The 20,364-nt window shown below is 64.0% G+C and carries 18 protein-coding genes and 1 pseudogene; 14 read left to right on the top strand and 5 right to left on the bottom strand.

What is annotated here, in order from left to right; genetic code table 11:
• Positions 1-213 (bottom strand): annotated as a pseudogene (locus DQP57_RS03870) (peptidase M50); the annotation flags it as partial.
• Positions 214-548: 335 nt separating this feature from the next.
• Between DQP57_RS03870 and DQP57_RS03865 the strand changes: the two are divergent.
• From DQP57_RS03865 to DQP57_RS03845, 5 genes are all read left to right on the top strand, one after another.
• Positions 549-1,457 (top strand): histidine phosphatase family protein, encoded by a 909-nt coding sequence (locus DQP57_RS03865; protein ID WP_430917873.1) that lies wholly within the window; start codon positions 549-551, stop codon positions 1,455-1,457.
• Between the two features lie 244 nt (positions 1,458-1,701).
• Positions 1,702-2,853: a tyrosine-type recombinase/integrase gene (locus DQP57_RS03860; protein WP_112631724.1), complete on the top strand. Its 1,152-nt coding sequence runs from the start codon at positions 1,702-1,704 to the stop codon at positions 2,851-2,853.
• Positions 2,854-3,103: 250 nt separating this feature from the next.
• The gene (locus tag DQP57_RS27600; protein WP_112631723.1) at positions 3,104-3,301 is read left to right on the top strand and encodes a helix-turn-helix domain-containing protein; all 198 of its coding nucleotides are present in this window, start codon (positions 3,104-3,106) and stop codon (positions 3,299-3,301) included.
• Between the two features lie 9 nt (positions 3,302-3,310).
• The gene (locus DQP57_RS03850) at positions 3,311-3,580 is read left to right on the top strand and encodes a hypothetical protein (RefSeq protein ID WP_112631722.1); all 270 of its coding nucleotides are present in this window, start codon (positions 3,311-3,313) and stop codon (positions 3,578-3,580) included.
• 101 nt (positions 3,581-3,681) lie between these two features.
• Positions 3,682-5,304, top strand: coding sequence for an AAA family ATPase (locus DQP57_RS03845; RefSeq protein WP_112631721.1), 1,623 nt, complete (start codon positions 3,682-3,684; stop codon positions 5,302-5,304).
• A 965-nt stretch (positions 5,305-6,269) separates the two neighbouring features.
• Here the strand turns inward: DQP57_RS03845 and DQP57_RS03840 are convergent.
• The gene (locus DQP57_RS03840) at positions 6,270-6,461 is read right to left on the bottom strand and encodes a hypothetical protein (RefSeq protein WP_112631720.1); all 192 of its coding nucleotides are present in this window, start codon (positions 6,459-6,461) and stop codon (positions 6,270-6,272) included.
• Positions 6,462-6,499: 38 nt separating this feature from the next.
• Here DQP57_RS03840 and DQP57_RS03835 point away from each other — a divergent pair, with 38 nt between their 5' ends.
• The 4 genes from DQP57_RS03835 to DQP57_RS03820 all read left to right on the top strand — a co-directional run bounded on the left by DQP57_RS03835 (position 6,500) and on the right by DQP57_RS03820 (position 11,326).
• Positions 6,500-7,111 (top strand): HK97 family phage prohead protease, encoded by a 612-nt coding sequence (locus tag DQP57_RS03835; RefSeq protein WP_112631719.1) that lies wholly within the window; start codon positions 6,500-6,502, stop codon positions 7,109-7,111.
• A gap of 1 nt (position 7,112) precedes the next feature.
• The gene (locus tag DQP57_RS03830; protein WP_112631718.1) at positions 7,113-7,301 is read left to right on the top strand and encodes a hypothetical protein; all 189 of its coding nucleotides are present in this window, start codon (positions 7,113-7,115) and stop codon (positions 7,299-7,301) included.
• A 361-nt stretch (positions 7,302-7,662) separates the two neighbouring features.
• Positions 7,663-10,437, top strand: a complete 2,775-nt coding sequence (locus DQP57_RS27100; protein WP_240631665.1) for a transglycosylase SLT domain-containing protein — start codon at positions 7,663-7,665, stop codon at positions 10,435-10,437.
• A gap of 259 nt (positions 10,438-10,696) precedes the next feature.
• Positions 10,697-11,326 carry a hypothetical protein gene (locus tag DQP57_RS03820; RefSeq protein WP_112631717.1) on the top strand — a complete coding sequence of 210 codons (630 nt, stop codon included), beginning with the start codon at positions 10,697-10,699 and terminating at the stop codon, positions 11,324-11,326.
• Positions 11,327-11,886: 560 nt separating this feature from the next.
• Here DQP57_RS03820 and DQP57_RS26780 read toward each other — a convergent pair.
• Positions 11,887-12,213 (bottom strand): hypothetical protein, encoded by a 327-nt coding sequence (locus tag DQP57_RS26780; RefSeq protein ID WP_165821743.1) that lies wholly within the window; start codon positions 12,211-12,213, stop codon positions 11,887-11,889.
• A 187-nt stretch (positions 12,214-12,400) separates the two neighbouring features.
• On the opposite strand from DQP57_RS26780, the gene DQP57_RS03810 reads away from it, so the two are divergent.
• From DQP57_RS03810 to DQP57_RS03790, 5 genes are all read left to right on the top strand, one after another.
• The gene (locus tag DQP57_RS03810) at positions 12,401-13,699 is read left to right on the top strand and encodes an adenylosuccinate synthase (protein WP_112631715.1); all 1,299 of its coding nucleotides are present in this window, start codon (positions 12,401-12,403) and stop codon (positions 13,697-13,699) included.
• Complete coding sequence (locus tag DQP57_RS03805; RefSeq protein WP_112631714.1) at positions 13,696-14,343, top strand: PaaI family thioesterase; 648 nt, start codon at positions 13,696-13,698, stop codon at positions 14,341-14,343. Before DQP57_RS03810 ends, DQP57_RS03805 begins: the two co-directional genes overlap by 4 nt.
• A 40-nt stretch (positions 14,344-14,383) precedes the next feature.
• Complete coding sequence (gene purT / locus DQP57_RS03800) at positions 14,384-15,628, top strand: formate-dependent phosphoribosylglycinamide formyltransferase (protein WP_112631713.1); 1,245 nt, start codon at positions 14,384-14,386, stop codon at positions 15,626-15,628.
• A gap of 173 nt (positions 15,629-15,801) precedes the next feature.
• The gene (locus DQP57_RS03795; protein ID WP_112631712.1) at positions 15,802-16,242 is read left to right on the top strand and encodes a rhodanese-like domain-containing protein; all 441 of its coding nucleotides are present in this window, start codon (positions 15,802-15,804) and stop codon (positions 16,240-16,242) included.
• A gap of 7 nt (positions 16,243-16,249) precedes the next feature.
• Positions 16,250-17,476: an O-succinylhomoserine sulfhydrylase gene (locus tag DQP57_RS03790; protein WP_112631711.1), complete on the top strand. Its 1,227-nt coding sequence runs from the start codon at positions 16,250-16,252 to the stop codon at positions 17,474-17,476.
• Here the strand turns inward: DQP57_RS03790 and DQP57_RS03785 are convergent.
• Together DQP57_RS03785 and DQP57_RS03780 are read right to left on the bottom strand one after the other, a co-directional pair.
• On the bottom strand, positions 17,473-18,852 hold the full coding sequence (locus DQP57_RS03785; protein ID WP_112631710.1) for an NAD(P)/FAD-dependent oxidoreductase: 1,380 nt from the start codon (positions 18,850-18,852) through the stop codon (positions 17,473-17,475). The genes DQP57_RS03790 and DQP57_RS03785 overlap by 4 nt on opposite strands.
• A gap of 884 nt (positions 18,853-19,736) precedes the next feature.
• Entirely contained in the window at positions 19,737-20,363 is a 627-nt protein-coding gene (locus tag DQP57_RS03780; RefSeq protein WP_112631709.1) for a hypothetical protein, read from the bottom strand.
• Between the last annotated feature and the right edge of the window lies 1 nt (position 20,364).

The following is a 20,364-nucleotide window of genomic DNA, read 5'->3' as shown; positions in this document are numbered from 1 at the left end:
CTCGATGTCGAGCCGCTCGGCGCGCAGCAGCCGGGTCAGCACCGCGGCCAGCCCGGCGTCGTCGCCCACCACGACCAGCCGCCGATGCGGGCCGATGGCGGCATCGATGTCGGTTTCGCTGACCACCCGGTGGGTGTGCATGCCCCGCAAGGCCCGGTAGCGGGGCCGTTGGCCGAACAGCAGGGCCGCGACGGCTCGATCTCCTTGCGTCACAGTCCATCCAATCACGCGGTGCTCAATGCCGTTGTCTACCAGCATCTCTGGCCAAAGATGGCCGCGGCGCCGGAAGGGCTCGCGATAACGACACAGTCACAACATGGTGTCGACTGCGAAAGTTGTTGCAACGCTGCCGGTAAACAACCGGATACTTTACTCCTGCCACAGGGCCGGCGTTGCGCGGAATCCCGCCACGAGTGGTTAAGGGAACGGAGAACTACCATTCGCCGATTTACCGTCGTCTTGTCAACCGCGCGAACCGCATTGGTCGCGTCGGGTGCCGGCCCCACGCACTTGCGGTGCTGAAGAGGCAACTGCGCCGCGTCGGGGCCGTGTGGCTTTCGATTGTCCTGGCGTGCAGTGGATCTGCGACGGCCTCGGCGGACGAATCGATCGTGATCGACTTGGTGCGGCACGGGCAGTCGACGGCCAACGCGGCGAGCCTGATCGACACGGCGCCGCCGGGGGCATCGCTCACCGCGCTTGGTCAGCAACAGGCTCAGGCCGTCGCCGGCGTCCTCGCGGCCAATGGTCCGGTCGCCGCGATCTTCGCGTCGCAGTTGATCAGGACGCAGCAGACCGCGGCGCCGCTGGCTTCCGCGTTGGGGATGAATGTGCAGGCGTTGCCGGGGCTCAACGAGATCGACGCCGGCGCTTTCAACGGCCAGCCGCAAATCAGCCTCGGCGGGCTGGCCTATCTGCTGGCCCCGGTCGCGTGGCTGCTCGGGCTGCGGATCGTGCCGATGCTGGCCCCCGGCTCCACCGACTCCAACGGCTTCGAGTTCCGCAGGCGTTTCAACGGGGCGCTGCAAACCGTGTACGGGAACGCCGCGACCAACGCCGGCGGCTTCGGTGACGCGCTGCAGACGATGTACACGAGCGCGGTGGCCAACCCGGTCCGCGCCGCCAACGGCAGGATCACCGAGGTGGCGTTCTCCAGCGAGTTCGCCATCGGCGTCGGCACGATGATGAGCGTGAAGAACCCCGATCCGTTGCTCCTGCTTTTCGATCCGCTGCCCAATACGGGCATCGTCGTGATCGAGGGCAGCCCCCACGATGGCTGGACGCTGATCAGCTGGAACGGGAAACCGGTGCACGCGGGCTGGTCGGGCGCAAGGAGCGCCCGCGGCGCCAACGGCCTGTGCCTGATGCTGGACGCGTCTTCTCGGACCGGTGTGTGCGCGACCAAACCGCCCGCGTCGGCAAGTGCACCGGTCGGGGCGTCTCCTGGCTTAAGCTGATTTGCCCGGCTCCGCAGCCGGCCACCGGCGGCCCGCGTGGTCGCCAGGCTAGGGTGGGTCACCGGCTGGACCACAATTAGCCGGCCCGGTAAATTCTCCGCTATGGCCGTAGCAGCGTGTTTGACGCTTTAACCAGCCACAAAGCAGACTGTACGGCAGCAGTGGCAATGTCCGCTAGTGCCCTGGGATACCGTGGCTGACCCTGGCGACATGACACACAGATAACATCACCGGGAGCGCTGATATGGCTGGCAAGAAAGGCCGTCGCGGTTGGGGATGGATACGCCCCAGTGGTCGCAGCAAGAAACGTTGGCATGCAAGCTACCTTCACGACGGCGCACGCCACAACGCGCCGCACACCTTCGGAACCAAGCTCGACGCCGAACACTGGCTCTCCGCTGAGCGCCGACTGATCGACTTGGATGCATGGACGCCACCCGCCGAGCGCACCGCCGCACGCAAGGCCAAACCGATCACATTGGCCACATACGGCAAGACATGGATAGAACAGCGCACAGTCAACGGCCAGCCCCTCAAGGCGCGGACCAGGGCGCAATACGAGGCTCTGCTAGAGGGGCACCTTAAGCCGCTCGGCGCCGTGCCGATCAGCAGTCTGACGCCCGCCGCAGTGCGTTCCTGGCACGCAGCGCTGGGGGAGGACAGTCCGACGATGCGCTCTCACGCATACGGATTGCTGCACGCGATGCTGGCGACTGCGGTGGCCGACGAACTGATCCCGGCCAACCCCTGCACGATCAGGGGCGCGACGAAGGTCCGGCGTAAACGCAAGCCCGTGATCCTGACTGTGCCCGAGGTTGCCAAGCTGGCCGAGGTGATCGAGCCGCAGCGGTTCCGCGCGCTCATTCTGATCAGCACCTGGTGCGGCCTGAGGTATGGCGAGGTGACCGAGCTGCGACGTAAAGACATCGATAAGGACTGCGCCGTGATCACCGTGGCGCGCGGAGTCACCCATCGTGGCGGCTGCTTCATCGATACGCCCAAGAGCGGTTTAGGTCGGCCGGTGATCGTTCCGCCCCATATTCGCGACGACATCGCACTTCACCTGAAGACCCATGTGGCGAGGGACGGCGAGGCATTGCTTTTCACCGCTCCGCGCGGCGGGGTATGTGACCACCTAAACGACAAGACATTTCGGACGCACTTTATGAGGGCCTTGAAATCCATTGGCCGCGAGGGCGTCACGGTACATGACATGCGCCATTTCTGCGGCACGCAGACTGCGCGTGTCGGCAACCTGGTGGAGACCATGGAAAGGCTTGGTCACAGTACCGTCCAAGCATCGCTGATCTATCAGCAGGCCGTCTCTGGGAGGGACGCTGCCGTGGCTGAAGCGCTGTCCAGGCTGGCCGAAAAGCAACCATCCGACTCTGACTAAATGTGATATGCACCACTCTGACTCCACGGCAGGTGAGTCATTGTGACTCAACTGCAACGGATTTGGTGTGACTAGAGGTTAGCTGCAGTCGTGTCTCACCAAAAGTATTGACCAGCCTTTGATTCATCGGAACCGCTGATTTTTGATCAGCTGCAACGGGGTCAAAGTATCTGTAACTCATTCCGATATAGATAAACCGGCTCGGTGAGGGACGTTTGCGCCTCGGGGGCATTGGAGTCAACCTGAGGTCATGTCGAGCCACACTAGACACCCTGAGCCGAGGTTTATCGGCATTGCCTACGCTGCAACAGAATTCAGCGTCTCCCAAAAGCTCATCCGGAAGTGCATTGCAAGCGGAGAGTTGAAAGCGTTCCGTATCAACGGGTCTCGGGTCATCCGAATCAAGCGCGACGACCTAGAGGCGCTGATGCAGCCGGTTATCCGGTGATTCGGCTATTTGAGTAGCGACATCATCAACGCCTATCTGGTACGCCACGGCGACACGGGCGAAACCGTCATCACCGCATTTCGAAACGTATTGACGGACAAGCAAGTTGAAATGCTGAACGAGCATCGGCGACGCTATCCGCGCGATCAGATCCGGCCGCTACCCAACGCCGACATTCCCGCCACGGTCTTGGATCGAATAACGCAGGCGCTCGACGCTGAGCCCGGGCTTGATGTCGTGGCACTCGCGGTGCAGACATGCGAGCTTTTCCTGAATTAGGCGTTCCTGCACCATAATTGGTTCCGGCTGCACCTGGAAATAGTTCAACCCCCGACTGGGCTCACCACTTCCCAACCGGGGGTTGAACCGGAGTTGACGACATGAATGATAAGAGCGATTGGCGGCCAGTTCCCGACAGCAGGCAGTTGATGGTGTGGGACATACTCCCTGGGACCAGGGCCAAGCAATGGCACCTAGTTGAATCCGCCGTCAAGGACGGCATTGAGCTATACCTGGGGCCTGAGCCACCCGAAGTGGCCACGTACAACGTGGGGGCGCTCAAAGCCTGGCATAAAGAACGAAAAGCCAAGCGCGTCAATATCGTTGCAGAGCCGAACGACAACCTGAAACGCAAGTACGCCGTTGGGGCGCTCAATCGGATCGCTGACGATCTGTCGCGAACCACCATGGGCACCCGCGACGACGCGACCAACACAGCCATCTGGCGCCTGGGGGGATTCGTCAATGACGGCTTGCTGAACCGCGATGAAGTGGAGCAAGCCATCATCGGCGCATCAAATACCAACGGCCACGCCGGAGGGAACAAAACCCTCAGCCAGATCGTCAGGGACGTACACCGCGGACTAGATAAAGCGACGCATCATGTCGATTGGTCCGAAGTCGATTGGCACGCAACAGATAACACGACGCCTCAGCGGGCTGAGTCAAATGACTCAGGTGAGCCGAACGCTTTCGAGCGAGTGTTGCGACTCGTCCCGGCCAAGGACATTGAAAGCGATATCCCCGATTGGGTGTGGGAGTACGAGGGCGCTGGACGCATTCAACGCGCAGTGCTCACCCTATTCGCCGGGCGCCCGGAAGCCGGGAAATCAACAGCCGCCCGGTGGTTCGCGGCGCAGTGGAGCAAGGGTGAGCTTGACGGATGCTGGAAAGGTCAGCCGCAGAGGATCGCCTATATCGCACCAGAGGAAGCGCTTGACTTCGTTGTAAAGCCCGGCCTGCAGGTCATCGGCGCCAACTTAGACAACATCCTCTTTCCCGAGGTCGAGATTAACGGCGAAGCCGTCGCCCTACTCTCTGGCGCCGACGAGCAGAAGCTGTCAGAGCAGTTGCTGGCGGCCGGTGTCACCGTCGTCATCGTGGACCCGATCATGGCCACCATCGGCGCCAAAGTCGATATTTACCGGAACAACGAATTGCGGCAAGCGGTCGCGCCGTGGGTACGCATCGCAAACCGGATCAACGGCACCGTCGTTGGCGTCGTCCACCTGAATAAGGGGAACGGGCGCGATGTTGTCGCCTCGGTGAATGGGTCTAGCGCATTCGGGGAAGTGGCGCGCTGCGTATTCGGCTTTGCAAAAGACCCCGAGGCCGAGCCCGAACGCGTCATGTCGCAAGTGAAGAATTCATGTGGACCTGGAAATTTATCGCTCACCTATGAAATTGCAGAGGAATGGTTTACTGCTGACAGCGGGCGCAGCGCGTCCATGCCCCGTTTCACGATCACCGGGGAGTCAGATACGACGGTGGGCGACATTCTGGCGGCCGGTGATGGCAAGCGGCGGTTGTCGGCCAAGATGCGCCAGTTGCTCGATTTGGTGAACTCGCGAAGTGAGACCGGCGCTGCAGCCGTTGTCGAAAGCGGGATAGCCACCAGCAGTAACTCTGCGAGCAAAATGCTTGAGCGGCTCTACAAGCGTGGCGAAATAGATAACCCGACGTATGGCTTCTATTGCCCGAAGACGACCAAGCCGGTTAAGTGACGCGTGCCACAGTTGTCGAACTCATTTCTCACGCGCGCGTAGATGTGTCGAACTGTCGAACCTGTCGAACTCAGCCTCTACCAGTATGTATAGCAGCTACGCGTGTAAACAATTAACTGTCTATCTGTCGATCTTCAGCCAAGTTCGACAGTTCGACAGTTCGACAGAACGTCTACGCGCGCGGGTGAATGGCGCGCCATACTCGGCGTCATGGCGGCCGCCTCAGCTTTCCTCGCCGCTATTTCTTCCCCAGAGCTTCCAGGCGCCGCCTGTACCGGCCGGTGGGAGCTGTTCGACCGGGCTGCCGAGAAAGATGGCCCAGAACGAACACAGGCGCTAGGAATCTGCCAACGGTGCCCGTCCCTGGCACGCTGCGAGCAGTGGGCGGCCGGGCAGAGCTTCACGCCCGGAACGGTGGTCGCTGGCAAGGTCACTGCAGTGCGGAAGAAATCCTGCCGCACCGTTGAGCAGGCTGCCCCACTGACGCCCACGCTGGCAGAGGTAGCCGATTCCTTGGCGCTGCAGTGGCGTAAGCAGATCGCTACACGTCGGCGTGCTATTTGACAACTTCGGATATTCTGGATGTGGCTGCGCACGAAATGCGATTTCATCGCAAAACTCAATAAAAGGAAATCAACATGAACGCATTATCGGTAGCGCGCCATCGCAGGCGCAGTGATCGAAACAGCAACGGCCAATTTAAGTGCCTCACGTGCCGCCGTCGCGAAGACCTTCGAAACGAAGAACCGCCATATTGCCCAGCGTGTGGTAAACCCTCGATGTATTCCCTAGACATTGATCGATTCGTCCATTCAGACGGATCAGCGAATAAGCACTGCTGGATTTCCATGACCAGCGGCAACCCCCTGGAAGGAAATCAAGTGAATGACGACGCCTACCCATTGGTCTACGTCGCTGCCGAATTGGGCTGTGGCACAAAGGAAGTTGAGCGTAAAGTCAACGGCTCACTCATCCGAGATGATGCGGGCATGCGCTACGTCCCGGCGCCCCTCGTTAAGCAGCTCATTACCGACAGGGACGCGGCGAAGGCCACTGAAGCCGAGCGGCGTCGCGCGGAAGCCGAGCACCACGCCCGACTCCGTGAGCAGCGACGACGTGAACGCGAACTCGCGGCCGCCCGCACGGGCGATCCACACGCAGAGACGTTGGCTCGGACTGGCGCAGGTTGGCGCCAATGAGCACTCTGCAACTCCGCAGTGCCACAGAGGGCGCCGAAGTCCTCGGGGTGAGCTTTGACGAGCGGATCATCACCGTTTGCGTCGTCCCCTACGAGCAGCCCACGCCCGTCGAACATCGCGGCGAACTGTGGACGGAGACGTTTGCTCGCGGCGCCTTCGACAACACACTGAAAAACGTTGACCCAACTAGCATCAGAGTCAACAGGGGCCACGACAAGACGAAGACCATCGGAAAAGTTGTCGCTCTCTACCCCAATGATCCACGCGGCTTGGTGGCAGACATCAGGATTGCGAACACTGCTCTTGGTGACGACAGTCTCGGATTGGCTGCTGAGGGGTGTCTATCCGCGTCGATTGGTGCGTACAACCGTCCCAGCGGCGTCATCAGCGACCGCTACAACCGGACACGGCGTGTGGTTGAGGCATTCCTCGATCACGTTGCACTGGTAGAGAACCCGGCATACAGCGGTGCCGAAGTGCTGGCAGTGCGCAGCCGCAGCGTCGGCACCCCAAACATGGACAGCATCATCAACGCCCCGATATTTACATGGGCCGAGCAACGACTAGATCCCGTTCACCGCTGGGCGCGCAAACGGCTGGGCTTCTGACGTGGCGCGCATCATGGGCAACTACAGCCCTAGCGTGAAGGTAGCGCAGAACCAGCGTTACGCCGTGGTCACCCTGGCCGGCTTCCGCTTCAGCATGAACAAAATCGAAACTCTGGACTTCGCGAAGCAACTGGTAATCGTTGCTGAACAACTTGAGCTGCCGCCGCTGATCAAGGCGGAAGACAAATGACTTCGCCGCCCGAGGGACGACCGTCCGGGGCGACTGCAGACCGCAGCCTAGTGCGGTGCATCGCGCGGTCGGGCGCACACAGCTTAGCTGGTGGCTTGAGGAACCACCTGCCCAGCTCGGAGCGCCTTGCCATCGGGCGGCGAACCAATCGTAAGTTGTTGTGCGACAACACAATTGGAAATCGGGAATGCTTGCAGCACAACGGGATTCGATTTTTTGACGGTGCAATGAGCGCGAGGCCGGGTCGCGCTGCATCTATATACCAAAAGAAAACGGCAAAACAAAACGAAAAACAAAGAAAGACAACAACTTTCACCGCTCAATTGGCTGCGAAAAGCGTTGGAATACAAGGGGATTGATCGTGGCCAAGGGTACGAAGCTAGCTTCCGGGTACATCGAGCTTGATATCGAGTACACCGATGCGCTGAAGAAAATTACCAAGGATCTCACCGACCTGGAAAAGGCGTCCAAAAAGGCCGGTGACGAGACTGGTAAAAACCTGGCCAAGGGCACTGACGACACCGCCAAATCCATTGAGGCAGCGAAGAAGTCGACCAAAGAGCTTGGCGACGAGCTAACTAAGGCTAGCAAGAAACTCGATGAGAGTAACAAATCTGTCACCGAGCTGGACAAAAAGCTAAGCAATTCCAAAAAGACCGCTGGTGAGATTGGCGATGTCCTCTACGAGGGCGTCAAGCAGGCGACCATCAATGTCATCGAGTCCATCACGGACGAAATGACCGGCGCCGCAAAGGAATCCTCCCAGGGCATAGCGGACAGCATTCGCGATGGCATCTCGAACGCCGCTCAGGATGGCGGTAAGTCGTTATCTGATGCACTGGTCCATGCGGCTGCTGAAGGTGGCCGGGCGCTCGGCACTATGGTTGGGGAATCCAGTGTCGGCCACTGGCTGCAGGACATGGGCAAGTCTGTCCAGGGCTTCAAGGATGATTACATAACCCCTGCCGTCGACGGGGTGCTCTCCCTTGCCGATGGCTTCAAGGCGTTGCAAAGCCACGACGTTGCCGGGGGACTGTCCAGTGTCGCGGACGGTTTGACGAAGATCGGCCAAAGCGATGCCGCGAAAACGGTCCAGGACTTGGCTGAGAAGGCGCAGCCCCTGCAAGACGAGTTCCTGGGCCTGAAGGGCAGCATCGAGGGTACGGCTGAAGGCCTAATGTCGTTGGCGGGCAACTCGGGCAAGATCGCGGGTGGTCTGGAAGCGATTTCGGCGGCTGCTGGTCCGCTCGCGGCAACGTTCGCCATGCTGCAGGCCATCCCCGGATGGTCAGAGGGTGCGAGTGGTGTGCTCGATCAGATTCAGGGCAAGAAGGGCTTCAACGCGCAAGACTGGTTCCACACCCTGACCCCCGGAACTGGAATCATCGACCAGGCATTAGGCCCGGTAACGAATGGCCCCGACCCCACCAAGGGCTTCCGGAGCCCTATTACTGCCAAGCCGGGGGTGTCAGCGATTCCGTTGCCGGGGTCTGCCCCGGCCGTGGAACCGGGCTATACGGCCGCCACGGGCTCGATGGACCCATTTGCCGCCCTGGGTAGCCCAGGTGCCCCGAAAGCCGCGCCGAGCGGAAATAGCGGCGGCGGTTTGGACCAGTGGATTGCGCAAGCGCAGGCCATCACTGGCGTTGATGCATCGTGGACGCCAGGGCTGAAAACCTTGATCGGTCGTGAGTCGAGTGGTAACCCGTCCGCTATCAATCTGTGGGACAGTAACGCGAAGGCGGGCCACCCTTCGCAGGGCTTGATGCAGCTCATCCCAGGCAATTTTCAGACCTACCATGTGCCTGGAACTGCGGGTGACATCAATGATCCTGTAGCGAATATCGCGGCTGGAATCCGTTACATCCAAGCCAATTACGGAAGTATCTCCAATGTGCAGCAAGCCAATCCGAACTTGGTTCCCAAGGGATACGATGATGGCGGTTTGCTTCCGCCCGGATTAACGTTGGCGCACAATGAAACCGGAAAGCCTGAGCTAGTGCTTACTCAGGATCAGTTGGCCGGGTCGCAGGCGCCGCCGCAGGGTATCGATATGGGGGCGCTGCTCGGCCAAGGGCAGGGTCAGGGTAACGACGCGATGCAAGGCCTGTTCGGTGCGCCGGGCGGAAAAGACCTGCGCACTCAGGGTTACATCCCGGCCGGAGCGGGCGGTGGCGGTGCGGCCGGCACCAGCTTCATTTCGGGCTCGCTGCAGATGGGCGCCCAGGCCATCAACGGTCTGATCGATCAGGCCGCGTCCGCTGCATCCCAGGCGGCGTCCATGGGTGCCAATGCGTTCGCTCCGGGCTCTGGTGGCGCGGCGGGTGCGGCGGCCAGTTCGGCTATCGGTATCGGTACCCAGGCGGCCAAGCGTGGTGTGCAATACGGCTTCCAGATGGCGGGCATTGCCGGGGACGCTGCCACTGAAATCCTGATGCCGTTCGGTGTTCCCCGGTTCTTCCAGACCGACCCTACGCAGTTCATGCCTCAACTTCCGGGCCAGGCCGCAGCAGTGACGACGGGCGAAAAGGCCGAACAGTCGCAGGACAATCCGGCCGCCGCTAACCAGCCGGGCATGAACCCAGCAGGGCCGGTGCAGCCAGGACAGTTACCCGGTCAGCAGCCAGTTGGCTCGCCCGCGCAGATCGCTTCACCGGGCACGGGGGACTTCACGCCTGCGGCGGTGGGCACACCGGCCTTGTCGGGAACTAATCAGACGGCGCCCCAGGTCCCTGATATCAATGCCGGTCCTATGCCAAAGGGGCCTGCCTCGGCCGGTGTGCAACCTGCTGCACCGGCTCCCGCGCCGAAGCCTTCAAATCCGCCTGGCCCGTTGGACTTTCTGCCCCTGGATATGCCCAATGTCTATGACGATGGTGGATGGCTGATGCCTGGCCAGATCGGCATCAATAAGTCCAATGCTCCCGAGCCGCTGGCGGTGTTCACTCCAGAGCAGTGGGGTGCACTCGGCGCGGTCGCCAAGGGCGCGAACATGAGGCCCGATCCCACACAGGGCGCCTCGTATGACTATCGGACGGTTATCGAGAACGTCACCGTTAAGGATGTGAATGAGCTTATGAACGAAGCAAGTTCACGTCAGCGGCTACAGATGATGCGCCATGCCGGAAGGCCGTGAGGAAATGCCATGAGATGGACATCGGCGAAAGTCAATCCCGTCATCAGCAAGTGTGACGCCCACCGAGCTCAAATGCTCGTCGGAACAGTCAAACTCGTGATGACCCGTACCGAGGCTATCTGGCTGGCCAACCAACTTGCCGACGTCGCCGCTGCGCTTTCCGGGGAGCCGCAAGGGTAGGGGCGCGGTTACGCTAGAAAAAAGCAAATTGCGCTCATAATCGGCCATGTGATCGTCGCGTAAGTTCTACTGTCTTCTCATGTCCGACGCTCTGGATAGGTGGCAGGTGGAGCGCGCTGAAGCGCTGGATAGCCTGGACTCAATCCATGGCAAGATCACAGGCCGTAAGCGTGGCCGGAAGTACAACACGAAGCACCTGAATCGTGCCCTCTTTGTTGCGCTCGCAGCTGAATTTCAAGGGTTCTGCCGTGATCTGCATGAGGACGCCGCGATCCACATCGCGAACAGTCTGCAAACCGTCCCAGGTAACGCAAAGGCCGTCCCCGTAGTCCTGGACGCGCTGGTTAGGGAGCGCACCATCTCGTCAACCAGGGGACCAAGTAAGGACCGCCGACTGGACAAGGGGAATGCGGACTTTAGCGCTTTGGTTACAGACTTTGCGACCCTAGGTATCCTGATAAGTGACGAACTGAAGGCGCGTTACCCGAGGAAAAGTCCGAAGTGGGTGCGGACGCTGGAAGCTCTGAATGACGCGAGAAACGGCATCGCGCATAGCGACGCGCAAAAGTTGGCTAGTTCCGACCGCGACCATGGGCTCACTCTGGCAACCTTCCGTCGGTGGCGCAGCTCTCTGAACGGCGCTTCTGTCGGCATGGATAGGGTTGTAGGTGCATACTTGTTGGACTTAACGGGCACTAAGCCGTGGTAAGGGAAGGGAGAGGACTGTGAGCCAAAGACGACAGCCACGCCCCGGGGACCGCGTACGTGTCCAGTTCGGACCTCGTGTCATCGAGGGCACGGTGCTCCGTGTGCGCGGTGATTACATGACCATCAGCGTCGTGACGGATGACGCTGATGAGTCCATTGACCGATTCGTACGCACGGACGCCCTAGTCTCCGCTTAAAAGAGAGCACCCGGTCAATCTGGCCGGGTGCCTCTGTCGTGAGTCGGGATGACTCAGGTGGTTGGTCCGCAAAAAGCTCGCAGGAATTGCTCGTACATCAGCGTCCCCCATGGGTCACGTGTCGACACCCGTGGATCGAGTGGCACGAGCTGGTCCCCACATTGCGCGAAGCCAGGTCCAGGTGTCGGCGGGCCGGGGTCCGCGTGAGCTACCCCCACCAACGATGAGACGACCACGATGGCCGCGATCACCGCGAGCACGATGGCCCCGTCCCGCGCCATCTTGCGGCGCGATTCTGCGGTGCGAAGTGACCCTGACGCCAGCGAGGCGACGAGCCAGAGCCCGAACACGATGGCCGCCAGAATCATCGCGCACCGCCCGCTGGGTGCTGGCGCTGCACGGCGGCGTCAACTGCCCCATCGGCTCCGAGGGCGCGGATGTCCCCGAGGACGACCGCCTTAAGCCGTTCGGCGTGGCGCCGCGCGACGTCCAGTAGTTCTAGTAGCTCGATGGCCCGCGAGCAGCGAGAGTCTTCCAGCAGCGTCGCTGCGCTGGATGCGCGCGAGGCGGCTAGGTCGATGAGGCTCCCGATGTCGGCAAGGTCGTTCAGGGCTGTGCATAGGCCGTCGCTCGCTGCCGTGGCCGCCGTGTAGCCGGGTTCGGGTTGTTGAGATAATTCGGTGGTGTTCATTGCTAGGGTTCTCCTGTTTCGAGATGGGCTTGACAACTAACGGAGAACCGGGGCGAACGGGCGAAGCAGATAACATCGGGATAGCACCGAGCCTGTTTTGCTGGGCTAGTTACCATGTTGACCTGCTTGTATGTCCGTCTTACCGGCTGGACCACAATACGCAGGCGAGATCAGGTGGGAGCGTGTCATGCCGGCAATCGTCCTCATCGGCGCCCAATGGGGTGACGAGGGCAAAGGGAAGGCCACCGATTTGCTCGGTGGGCGAGTGCAGTGGGTGGTGCGCTACCAGGGCGGCAACAACGCCGGGCACACGGTCGTCTTGCCCACCGGCGAGAACTTCGCGCTGCACCTGATCCCGTCGGGGGTGCTCACGCCCGGCGTCACCAACGTCATCGGCAACGGTGTGGTGGTCGACCCGGGCGTCCTGCTCGACGAGCTCAAGGGCCTCGAGGACCGCGGGGTGGACACCTCCAAGCTGCTCATCTCCGCCGACGCGCACCTGCTGTTGCCCTACCACGTCGCCATCGACAAGGTGACCGAGCGCTACATGGGCAACAAGAAGATCGGCACCACCGGCCGCGGCATCGGTCCCTGCTACCAGGACAAGATCGCCCGCATGGGCATCCGGGTCGCCGACGTGCTCGACCGGGAGGTCCTGACGCATAAGGTCGAAGCCGCGCTGGAGCTCAAAAACCAGATCCTGGTCAAGATCTACAACCGCAAGGCGCTCGACCCGCACCAGGTGGTCGAGGCGCTGCTGGAGCAGGCCGAGGGTTTTCGGCACCGCATCGCCGACACCCGCCTGCTGCTCAACACCGCGCTGGAGGCCGGCGAGACCGTCCTGCTGGAGGGCTCGCAGGGCACCCTGCTCGACGTCGACCACGGCACCTATCCGTATGTGACGTCGTCGAATCCGACCGCCGGCGGCGCCGCCGTGGGGTCGGGCATCGGCCCCACCCGGATCACCACCGTGCTGGGGATCCTCAAGGCCTACACCACCCGCGTCGGGTCGGGCCCGTTCCCGACCGAGCTGTTCGACGAGAACGGCGAATACCTGTCGAAGACGGGCGGGGAATTCGGCGTCACCACCGGACGGCGCCGGCGCTGCGGCTGGTTCGACGCCGTCATCGCCCGCTACGCCACCCGGGTCAACGGCATCACCGACTTCTTCCTGACCAAGCTCGACGTGCTGTCCAGCCTGGAGACGGTCCCGGTGTGCGTCGGCTACCAGATCGACGGGGCGCGCATCCACGAGATGCCGATGACGCAAAGCGACCTGGCGCGCGCCGAACCCATCTACGAAGAGCTGCCCGGCTGGTGGGAGGACATCTCGCACGCGCGGGAATTCGACGACCTGCCCGCCAAGGCGCGCGACTACGTGCTGCGGCTGGAAGAGCTTGCGGGAGCCCACATTTCGTGCATCGGCGTGGGCCCCGGGCGGGAACAGACCATCGTGCGCCGCGACGTGCTGGCAGCCCGCCCGTGACGGATGCCGCCCAGGACCCCAAAGACCTCGACCCCGACTACGAACACCACGGCGGCTTCCCCGAATACGGGGTGGCCAGCCCGGGCCCGGGCTTCGGGCGGTTCGTGGCGGCCATGCGGCGCCTGCAGGACCTCGCGGTGTCGGCCGACCCCGACGACGACGTGTGGGACGACGCGGCCGACCGTGTCACGGCGCTGACCGACCTGCTGGGCCCGTTCCAGGCCGCCGTGGAAGGCCAGGCGCCCGCGGGGCGCACACCCGACCTGCCCGGCATGGGCAGCCTGCTGTTGCCGCCCTGGACGTTGACGCGCTACGAGCCCGACGGCTGCGAGATGCGGGGCCGCTTCACCCGGTTTCACGTCGGAGGCAACTACGCGGTGCACGGCGGCGTGCTGCCGCTGTTGTTCGACCACATGTTCGGGATGGTCTCCCACGCCTCGAACCGCCCGATCAGCCGGACCGCGTTCCTGCACGTCGACTACCGCAAGATCACCCCGATCGATGCGCCGCTGGTGGTGCGCGGACGGGTCACCAGCACCGAGGGGCGCAAGGCGTTCGTGTCCGCGGAATTGACCGACGCCGACGACGCGCTGCTGGCCGAGGCCAACGGCCTGATGGTGCAGTTACTCCCAGGCCAGCCCTGAGATCGGCGGCCCGCGGCGGCAACCGACCTATCCTTGACCCGTGACTGACGGCGTGAGCGACGGACGGGACGACGAAACGACGGCGCTCGTCGTGCCCCAGCAAGCCCCGGCACGCGCCGAGGCCCCCGCCGACGGCAGGCCCACGGTGGTGCTCCTGGGTGCCGGCGAGATCGGCCGGGAGCTGGCGATCGACCTGGGGCGCCTCGGCGCCCGGGTGGTCGCCGTCGACGCCCGCCCGCACGCGCCCGCGCACGGCGTGGCCGATGAGGCGCTGGTGCTCGCGCTGGGCGACGCCACCGAGCTGTCCGCGGCGCTGCAGCGGCTGCACCCCGACTTCGTGGTGACCGCGACCGACTCCGTCGCGGTCGAGGCCCTCGAGAAGCTCGCCGCCGGATCCGGTGGCGACCACCCCGTGCTGGTGCCCAGCGCTCGCGCCGTGCGGCTCAGCGCCGACCGCGAGGGCCTGCGCCGCTTGGCCGCCGACGAGCTGGGGCTGCCCACCGCGCCGTTCTGGTTCGTCGGGTCGCTGGGCGAACTCGAGGCGGTGGGCGCGCACGCCGGATATCCGTTATTGGTCAAGCCGGTGGCCGGTCAGACTGGATCCGCACAGTCGGTGGCGGCGCGCCGCGAAGACCTCGGGCCGGCCTGGCAGCGGGCGGTGGGCGGTCATGCGGGGCCGGGCCAGCCCCGGGTGCTGGCCGAAACCGTGGTCGAGGTCGAGTGCTACGTGACGCTGTTGGCGGTGCGCAGCGACGGCCCGGCGGGCCCGGCGATCGAATTCTGTTCGCCCATCGGTCATCGCGACTCCGGCGGTCAGGTGCTGGAATCCTGGCAGCCCCAGAAGTTGAGCGCGGCGGCGACGGACGCCGCGAGGTCGATCGCCGCGCGGATCGTCAAGGCGCTGGGCGGCCGCGGCGTCTTCGCGGTCGAATTGATGATCAACGGCGACGAGGTGTATTTCGTCGATGTCACCGCACACCCGACCGAGAGCGCCTGGGTGACGCTGCGCAGCCAGCGCCTGTCGGCCTTCGAGCTGCAGGCCCGCACCGTGTTGGGCCTGCCGGTGGATACCATGATGGTGTCGCCGGCCGCCACCCGCGCGATCGAGCCGGTCGACTCCCATGACCGCGCCGCGTTGAGCGGGGCGTTGAGCGTGCCCGAAAGCGACCTGCGCGTCCTCGGGCGCGGTTACCGGGCCCTGGCCACCGCCCCGGAGGTGACGGCGGCGCGAGAGCGCGCGGGCCAGGTCGCCGGCCGGCTGGCGGCGCCGCGCTCACCCGCCTGAGCCCGGCCGGCGTTGGGCGGGAATGCACCGCCGCCAGCGGGGTACGGCGGGGGCCTCGATACCATCTCAGGTCAGGTAATCGCTGTGGGTCCGGGGGGAATCCGGCCGGGGCTGGACCGCCCGGGCGCGGATAGTGTGGCTGACAACGCGTACGAAGAACGAGGGAAACGAGCATGAGCACAGAGCGCGCACACTCCTACGCGGGGGACATCTCGCCCCTGGAGGCATGGAAGATGCTCAGCGACAACCCCAACGCCGTGCTGGTCGACGTGCGGACCGACGCCGAATGGCGGTTCGTCGGTGTGCCGGATCTGTCCAGCCTCGGGCGCGAGGTGTTGTTCCTGGAGTGGAATTCGTCCGACGGGCGGCGCAACGAGAAATTCGGCGAGCAACTGCGCGAGCAGGTGGCGCCGGCGCAGGGCGAGGCGGAACGTCCGGTGCTGTTCCTGTGCCGCTCGGGTAACCGCTCCATCGGCGCCGCCGAGGTGGCCACGGAGCTGGGCATCACACCGGCCTACAACATCCTGGACGGCTTCGAGGGCCAACTCGACGCGAACGGTCACCGGGGCGAAACCGGTTGGCGGGCCATCGGATTGCCTTGGAAGCAGGGCTGACACGGCGATGACCCCGGCCGACGACGATTCCATTCGCACGCCCGCGGCGTTGCCCGAGGGAGTCAGCCAGGCGACCATCGGTGTGCGCGGCGGGCTGTTGCGTTCGGGATTCGACGAGACCGCCGAGGCGATGTATCTGACGTCGGGCTATGTCTACGAGTCGGCGGCGGTGGCCGAGCAGTCGTTCACCGGCGAGGTGGACCACTTCGTCTACTCGCGCTACGGCAACCCGACCGTGACGATGTTCGAGGAGCGGCTGCGCCTGTTGGAGGGGGCGCCGGCGGCGTTCGCCACCGCGAGCGGCATGGCGGCGGTGTTCACCTCGCTGGGCGCGTTGCTGGGGGCGGGGGACCGGTTGGTGGCCTCGCGCAGCCTGTTCGGTTCCTGTTTCGTGGTGTGCAACGAGATCCTGCCGCGGTGGGGGGTCGAGACCGTCTTCGTCGACGGCGACGACCTGGACCAGTGGGAGCAGGCATTGTCGGTGCCCACCACGGCCGTGTTCTTCGAGACGCCGTCGAATCCGATGCAGTCGCTGGTCGATATCGCCGCGGTGTGCGAGCTTGCCCACGCCGCGGGTGCAAAGGTGGTGTTGGACAACGTTTTTGCCACACCGCTCTTGCAACAGGGCATTCCCCTGGGCGTCGACGTGGTGGTGTATTCGGGCACCAAGCACATCGACGGTCAGGGCCGGGTGCTCGGCGGGGCCATTCTGGGCGACAAGGAGTACATCGACGGCCCGGTGCAGAAGCTGATGCGGCACACCGGCCCGGCGTTGAGCGCGTTCAACGCCTGGGTATTGGTCAAAGGGCTTGAGACGATGGCGGTCCGGGTGGACCACAGCAATTCGTCGGCGTTGCGGATCGCCGAGTTCCTGGAAAGCCATCCGGCCGTGAGCTGGGTGCGCTACCCGTACCTGTCCTCGCACCCGCAATACGACCTGGCCAAGCGCCAGATGTCGGGCGGGGGAACGGTGATCACCTTCGCGCTCGACTGCCCCGACGGCGTGGCCAAACAGCGGGCCTTCGAGGTGCTGGACAAGCTGGCGCTGATCGATATCTCGAACAACCTCGGTGACGCCAAATCCCTTGTGACACACCCGGCGACCACCACGCATCGGGCGATGGGCCCGGAGGGTCGCGCGGCGATCGGGCTGGGCGACGGCGTGGTGCGCATCTCCGTCGGGCTGGAGGGCACCGACGATCTGATCGCCGACATCGACCGGGCGTTGGGCTAGCCGGCCTGTTTTTCGGCGGAGTCGACGTGCTCGGCGGCCGCCAGCGTCCCGTCCTGCGCTTGCCGCTCCAGCCAGTCCACCACCGGCCGGGCGTAAATCATCTGGCTGGTGATGGCCATCTGGCCGCGGGTGCGGCCCAGGAACGAGATGCCCCAGGCGAACATGGCGGCCAGCCGGTTGCGGTGGCCGATCAGGTAGTACAGGTGCAGCAGCAGCCACGCGAGCCAGGCGATGAATCCGGCGAACTCCACCTTGCCGACCTGCGCGACGGCGCTGTAGCGCGAGATCAGCGCCATGCTGCCCTTGTTGACGTATTTGAACGGCTTGCGTTCGGCCGGGTTGTCGTCGCCCTTGACGGCGCGCTTGATGAGGGTGGCCGCGTACTTGGCGCCCTGGATCGCGCCCTGCGCCATGCCGGGGACGTCGGGCACCGACATCAGATCGCCGACGACGAAGACGTACGGGTGTCCCTTGACGGTGAGGTCGGGCTCGACGATTACCCTGCCGGCGCGGTCGGTTTCGGTTCCGTCGGACTGTTCGGCGAGCATCGCGCCCAGTGAGCTGGCTTGCACCCCCGCCGCCCACACCTTGCACGCGCATTCGATGCGGCGCTCGCTGCCATCCTTTTCCTTGACGGTGATGCCCATGTAGTCGACCGCGGTCACCATCGCGTTCAGCTGCACCTCGACATCCATCTTCTCCAGCCGCCGTTGCGCCTTGAGGCCGAGTTTCGGTCCCATCGGGGGCAGCACCGCGGGCGCCGCGTCCAGCAGGATGACGCGGCATTCGCTGGGAGTGATCGTCCGGAATGCGCCGGCCAGGGTGCGCTCGGCCAGCTGCACGATTTCACCAGCCAACTCCACACCCGTCGGCCCGGCCCCGACCACCACGAAGGTCAGCCGGCGCTTGCGCTCGGCCGGGTCCGTCGCGACCTCGGCCGCCTCGAACGCGCCCAGGATACGGCCGCGCAGCTCCAGGGCGTCGTCGATGCTCTTCATCCCGGGCGCGAACGCGGCGTACTCGTCGTGGCCGAAATAGGACTGCTGCGCGCCGGCGGCCACGATCAGGCTGTCGTAGGGCGTCACCGTCTCCATGCCCATCAGGTGGGATCTGACGGTCTTCGCGGTGAGGTCGATGGCCGAGACGTCGCCCCACAACACCCGGACGTTCTTTTGACGGCGCAGGATCAGTCTGGTGGTCGGCGCGATGTCGCCCTCGGAGAGGATGCCGGTGGCCACCTGATACAGCAGGGGCTGGAAAAGGTGCGTGGTGGTCCTCGAGATGACGGTGATGTCGACGTCGGCGCGCTTGAGCGCCTTGGCCGCGGACAGCCCGCCGAAGCCGCTTCCGATGATGACGACGCGATGGCGCGACATGCCTGTCCCTTCTGCGTGGGCCTGGGTGCCGATCTTCCCCAGCGCATGTCCACCGTACGACGCCACCCCGCAGAAAGGCGAGCATCGGACCGAAGGCGTACGCCGCGCGCGACGACCACAGATGGCCGGCGGCCCTCTGCCACGTGGTGAAACCCGTTGCAGGAGAACGTGTCTGGAGATCACAGGTGAGCGGCTGCGCGCCAAGGCGCCCCGCGACCACCCGAAAGGCCCTGTGTACTACGGGATCCCGACCGGAGCCGCGCCGTGCCAGCGGCGCGTGTCGCGGCCCCGGCCGGTCACCCGTTGATCTTCGCTACGCGAAGTTTTATGCGAACGAAAAGCCACAAATTGCTTTGTGGCTTTTCGGTTACTGCACCGCTATCCGGTGCAGGTCAAACCGGGTCCGCAGTCGATAACTAGCGGAACCGTACAAGCCGAGGTCATCGGTGCTGCGAGAGCAATGACCAAGGCGAGGACGATTTTGCCGGTACGACGTGACATAAGAACCCCCTTCGTCTGGGAGACGATTGTCTGATGCCCGACGCGGGCGAGTTTACGCGGTCAACCGCTCGCGGCTAAGGGATTTCGTGAATATTGCCGCTCGATTCGTCAAACCGACGATTCGCGATCGCCGGCGGTACGCGGCGGCGGTGGCGTGAATTCAATTTCAGCAAAATCGGGCACCGGCGAGAAATGGAAATATCCTGCGCCGCTATCCCGGCGGGGCTATATTGGGTCGCTATTCAACCGCTACTCGGGGGCGGCGTGCGCACAGCGGATATGAATTCAAAAGAGCGCGCGGGCCGGCGGTGTCCGGGTCGCGGCGAAAGTGTCGATCCGGCAATTGGTTTCACCGCAGGGGCCGTGGTACCCGCGCTCGGGGCCTAGAACGGCCACGCGTTGGCGTCGGTCTTGTACTTGCCGTTGAGGTCGCTGCAGAAGTCGGCGGCGGTGCCGGCGAGCAGGATGTAATACGTCTCGCCGCGGCGGCTTTCGTACGAGGTGGGGGTGGTCCAGCCGTTGTTGCACATCGCGGCTTCGCCACCGGCCGACGACTTGCGCCAGTTGGTCTTGGCGCAGGCGACCAGGCCGTCGACGTTCGGCGTGGCGCTCTTGGCCGCCACCACCATCGCGCCGCCCCACTGGCCGTCGTTGCGCCGGTAGGCGCGGGCGCCGAAGCCGGCGTTGTTGGTCTGGCAGGTCAGCGCCCTGCGCAGCAGGGCGAAGGGGCCCGACAGCTGCTGGTTGGCGTTCCCGGCCGCGGCGTTGATGAACTGCGCCGCGTCCGAACCGTCCACCTCCTGCACGACGTTAGGGTTGCCAAAGCTGAAGAGCTGCTGGGAGATTCCCTGTCCGGCCGTCGAGCCGCCGCCGATGATCGGCCCGCTGCCGCTGGACGTCATCGCGGGCAGGGCCGCCGTGGGGTCGGCGCCCGCCGCGGGCACGCCGGCGGCGGCGCCCAGGGCCAGCAGCGCGATCGTGCTGCGAATCCGGCGCGCGGTGAGTCTCATG

Source organism: Mycobacterium colombiense, from assembly GCF_003284935.1.
In the GTDB taxonomy this organism is placed as follows: Bacteria; Actinomycetota; Actinomycetes; order Mycobacteriales; family Mycobacteriaceae; genus Mycobacterium; species Mycobacterium arosiense_A.
This window is presented reverse-complemented; position numbering and strand designations above follow the sequence as displayed.

Bases quoted from the DNA above. Each gene is read 5' to 3' on its own strand.
- DQP57_RS03845 (WP_112631721.1), top strand. From the start codon at position 3,682: ATGAATGATAAGAGCGATTGGCGGCCAGTTCCCGACAGCAGGCAGTTG.
- DQP57_RS26780 (WP_165821743.1), bottom strand. From the start codon at position 12,213: ATGAACACCACCGAATTATCTCAACAACCCGAACCCGGCTACACGGCG.
- DQP57_RS27600 (WP_112631723.1), top strand. From the start codon at position 3,104: ATGTCGAGCCACACTAGACACCCTGAGCCGAGGTTTATCGGCATTGCC.
- DQP57_RS03820 (WP_112631717.1), top strand. From the start codon at position 10,697: ATGTCCGACGCTCTGGATAGGTGGCAGGTGGAGCGCGCTGAAGCGCTG.
- DQP57_RS03860 (WP_112631724.1), top strand. From the start codon at position 1,702: ATGGCTGGCAAGAAAGGCCGTCGCGGTTGGGGATGGATACGCCCCAGT.
- DQP57_RS03835 (WP_112631719.1), top strand. From the start codon at position 6,500: ATGAGCACTCTGCAACTCCGCAGTGCCACAGAGGGCGCCGAAGTCCTC.
- DQP57_RS03810 (WP_112631715.1), top strand. From the start codon at position 12,401: ATGCCGGCAATCGTCCTCATCGGCGCCCAATGGGGTGACGAGGGCAAA.
- DQP57_RS03785 (WP_112631710.1), bottom strand. From the start codon at position 18,852: ATGTCGCGCCATCGCGTCGTCATCATCGGAAGCGGCTTCGGCGGGCTG.
- DQP57_RS03790 (WP_112631711.1), top strand. From the start codon at position 16,250: ATGACCCCGGCCGACGACGATTCCATTCGCACGCCCGCGGCGTTGCCC.
- DQP57_RS03780 (WP_112631709.1), bottom strand. From the start codon at position 20,363: ATGAGACTCACCGCGCGCCGGATTCGCAGCACGATCGCGCTGCTGGCC.
- DQP57_RS03795 (WP_112631712.1), top strand. From the start codon at position 15,802: ATGAGCACAGAGCGCGCACACTCCTACGCGGGGGACATCTCGCCCCTG.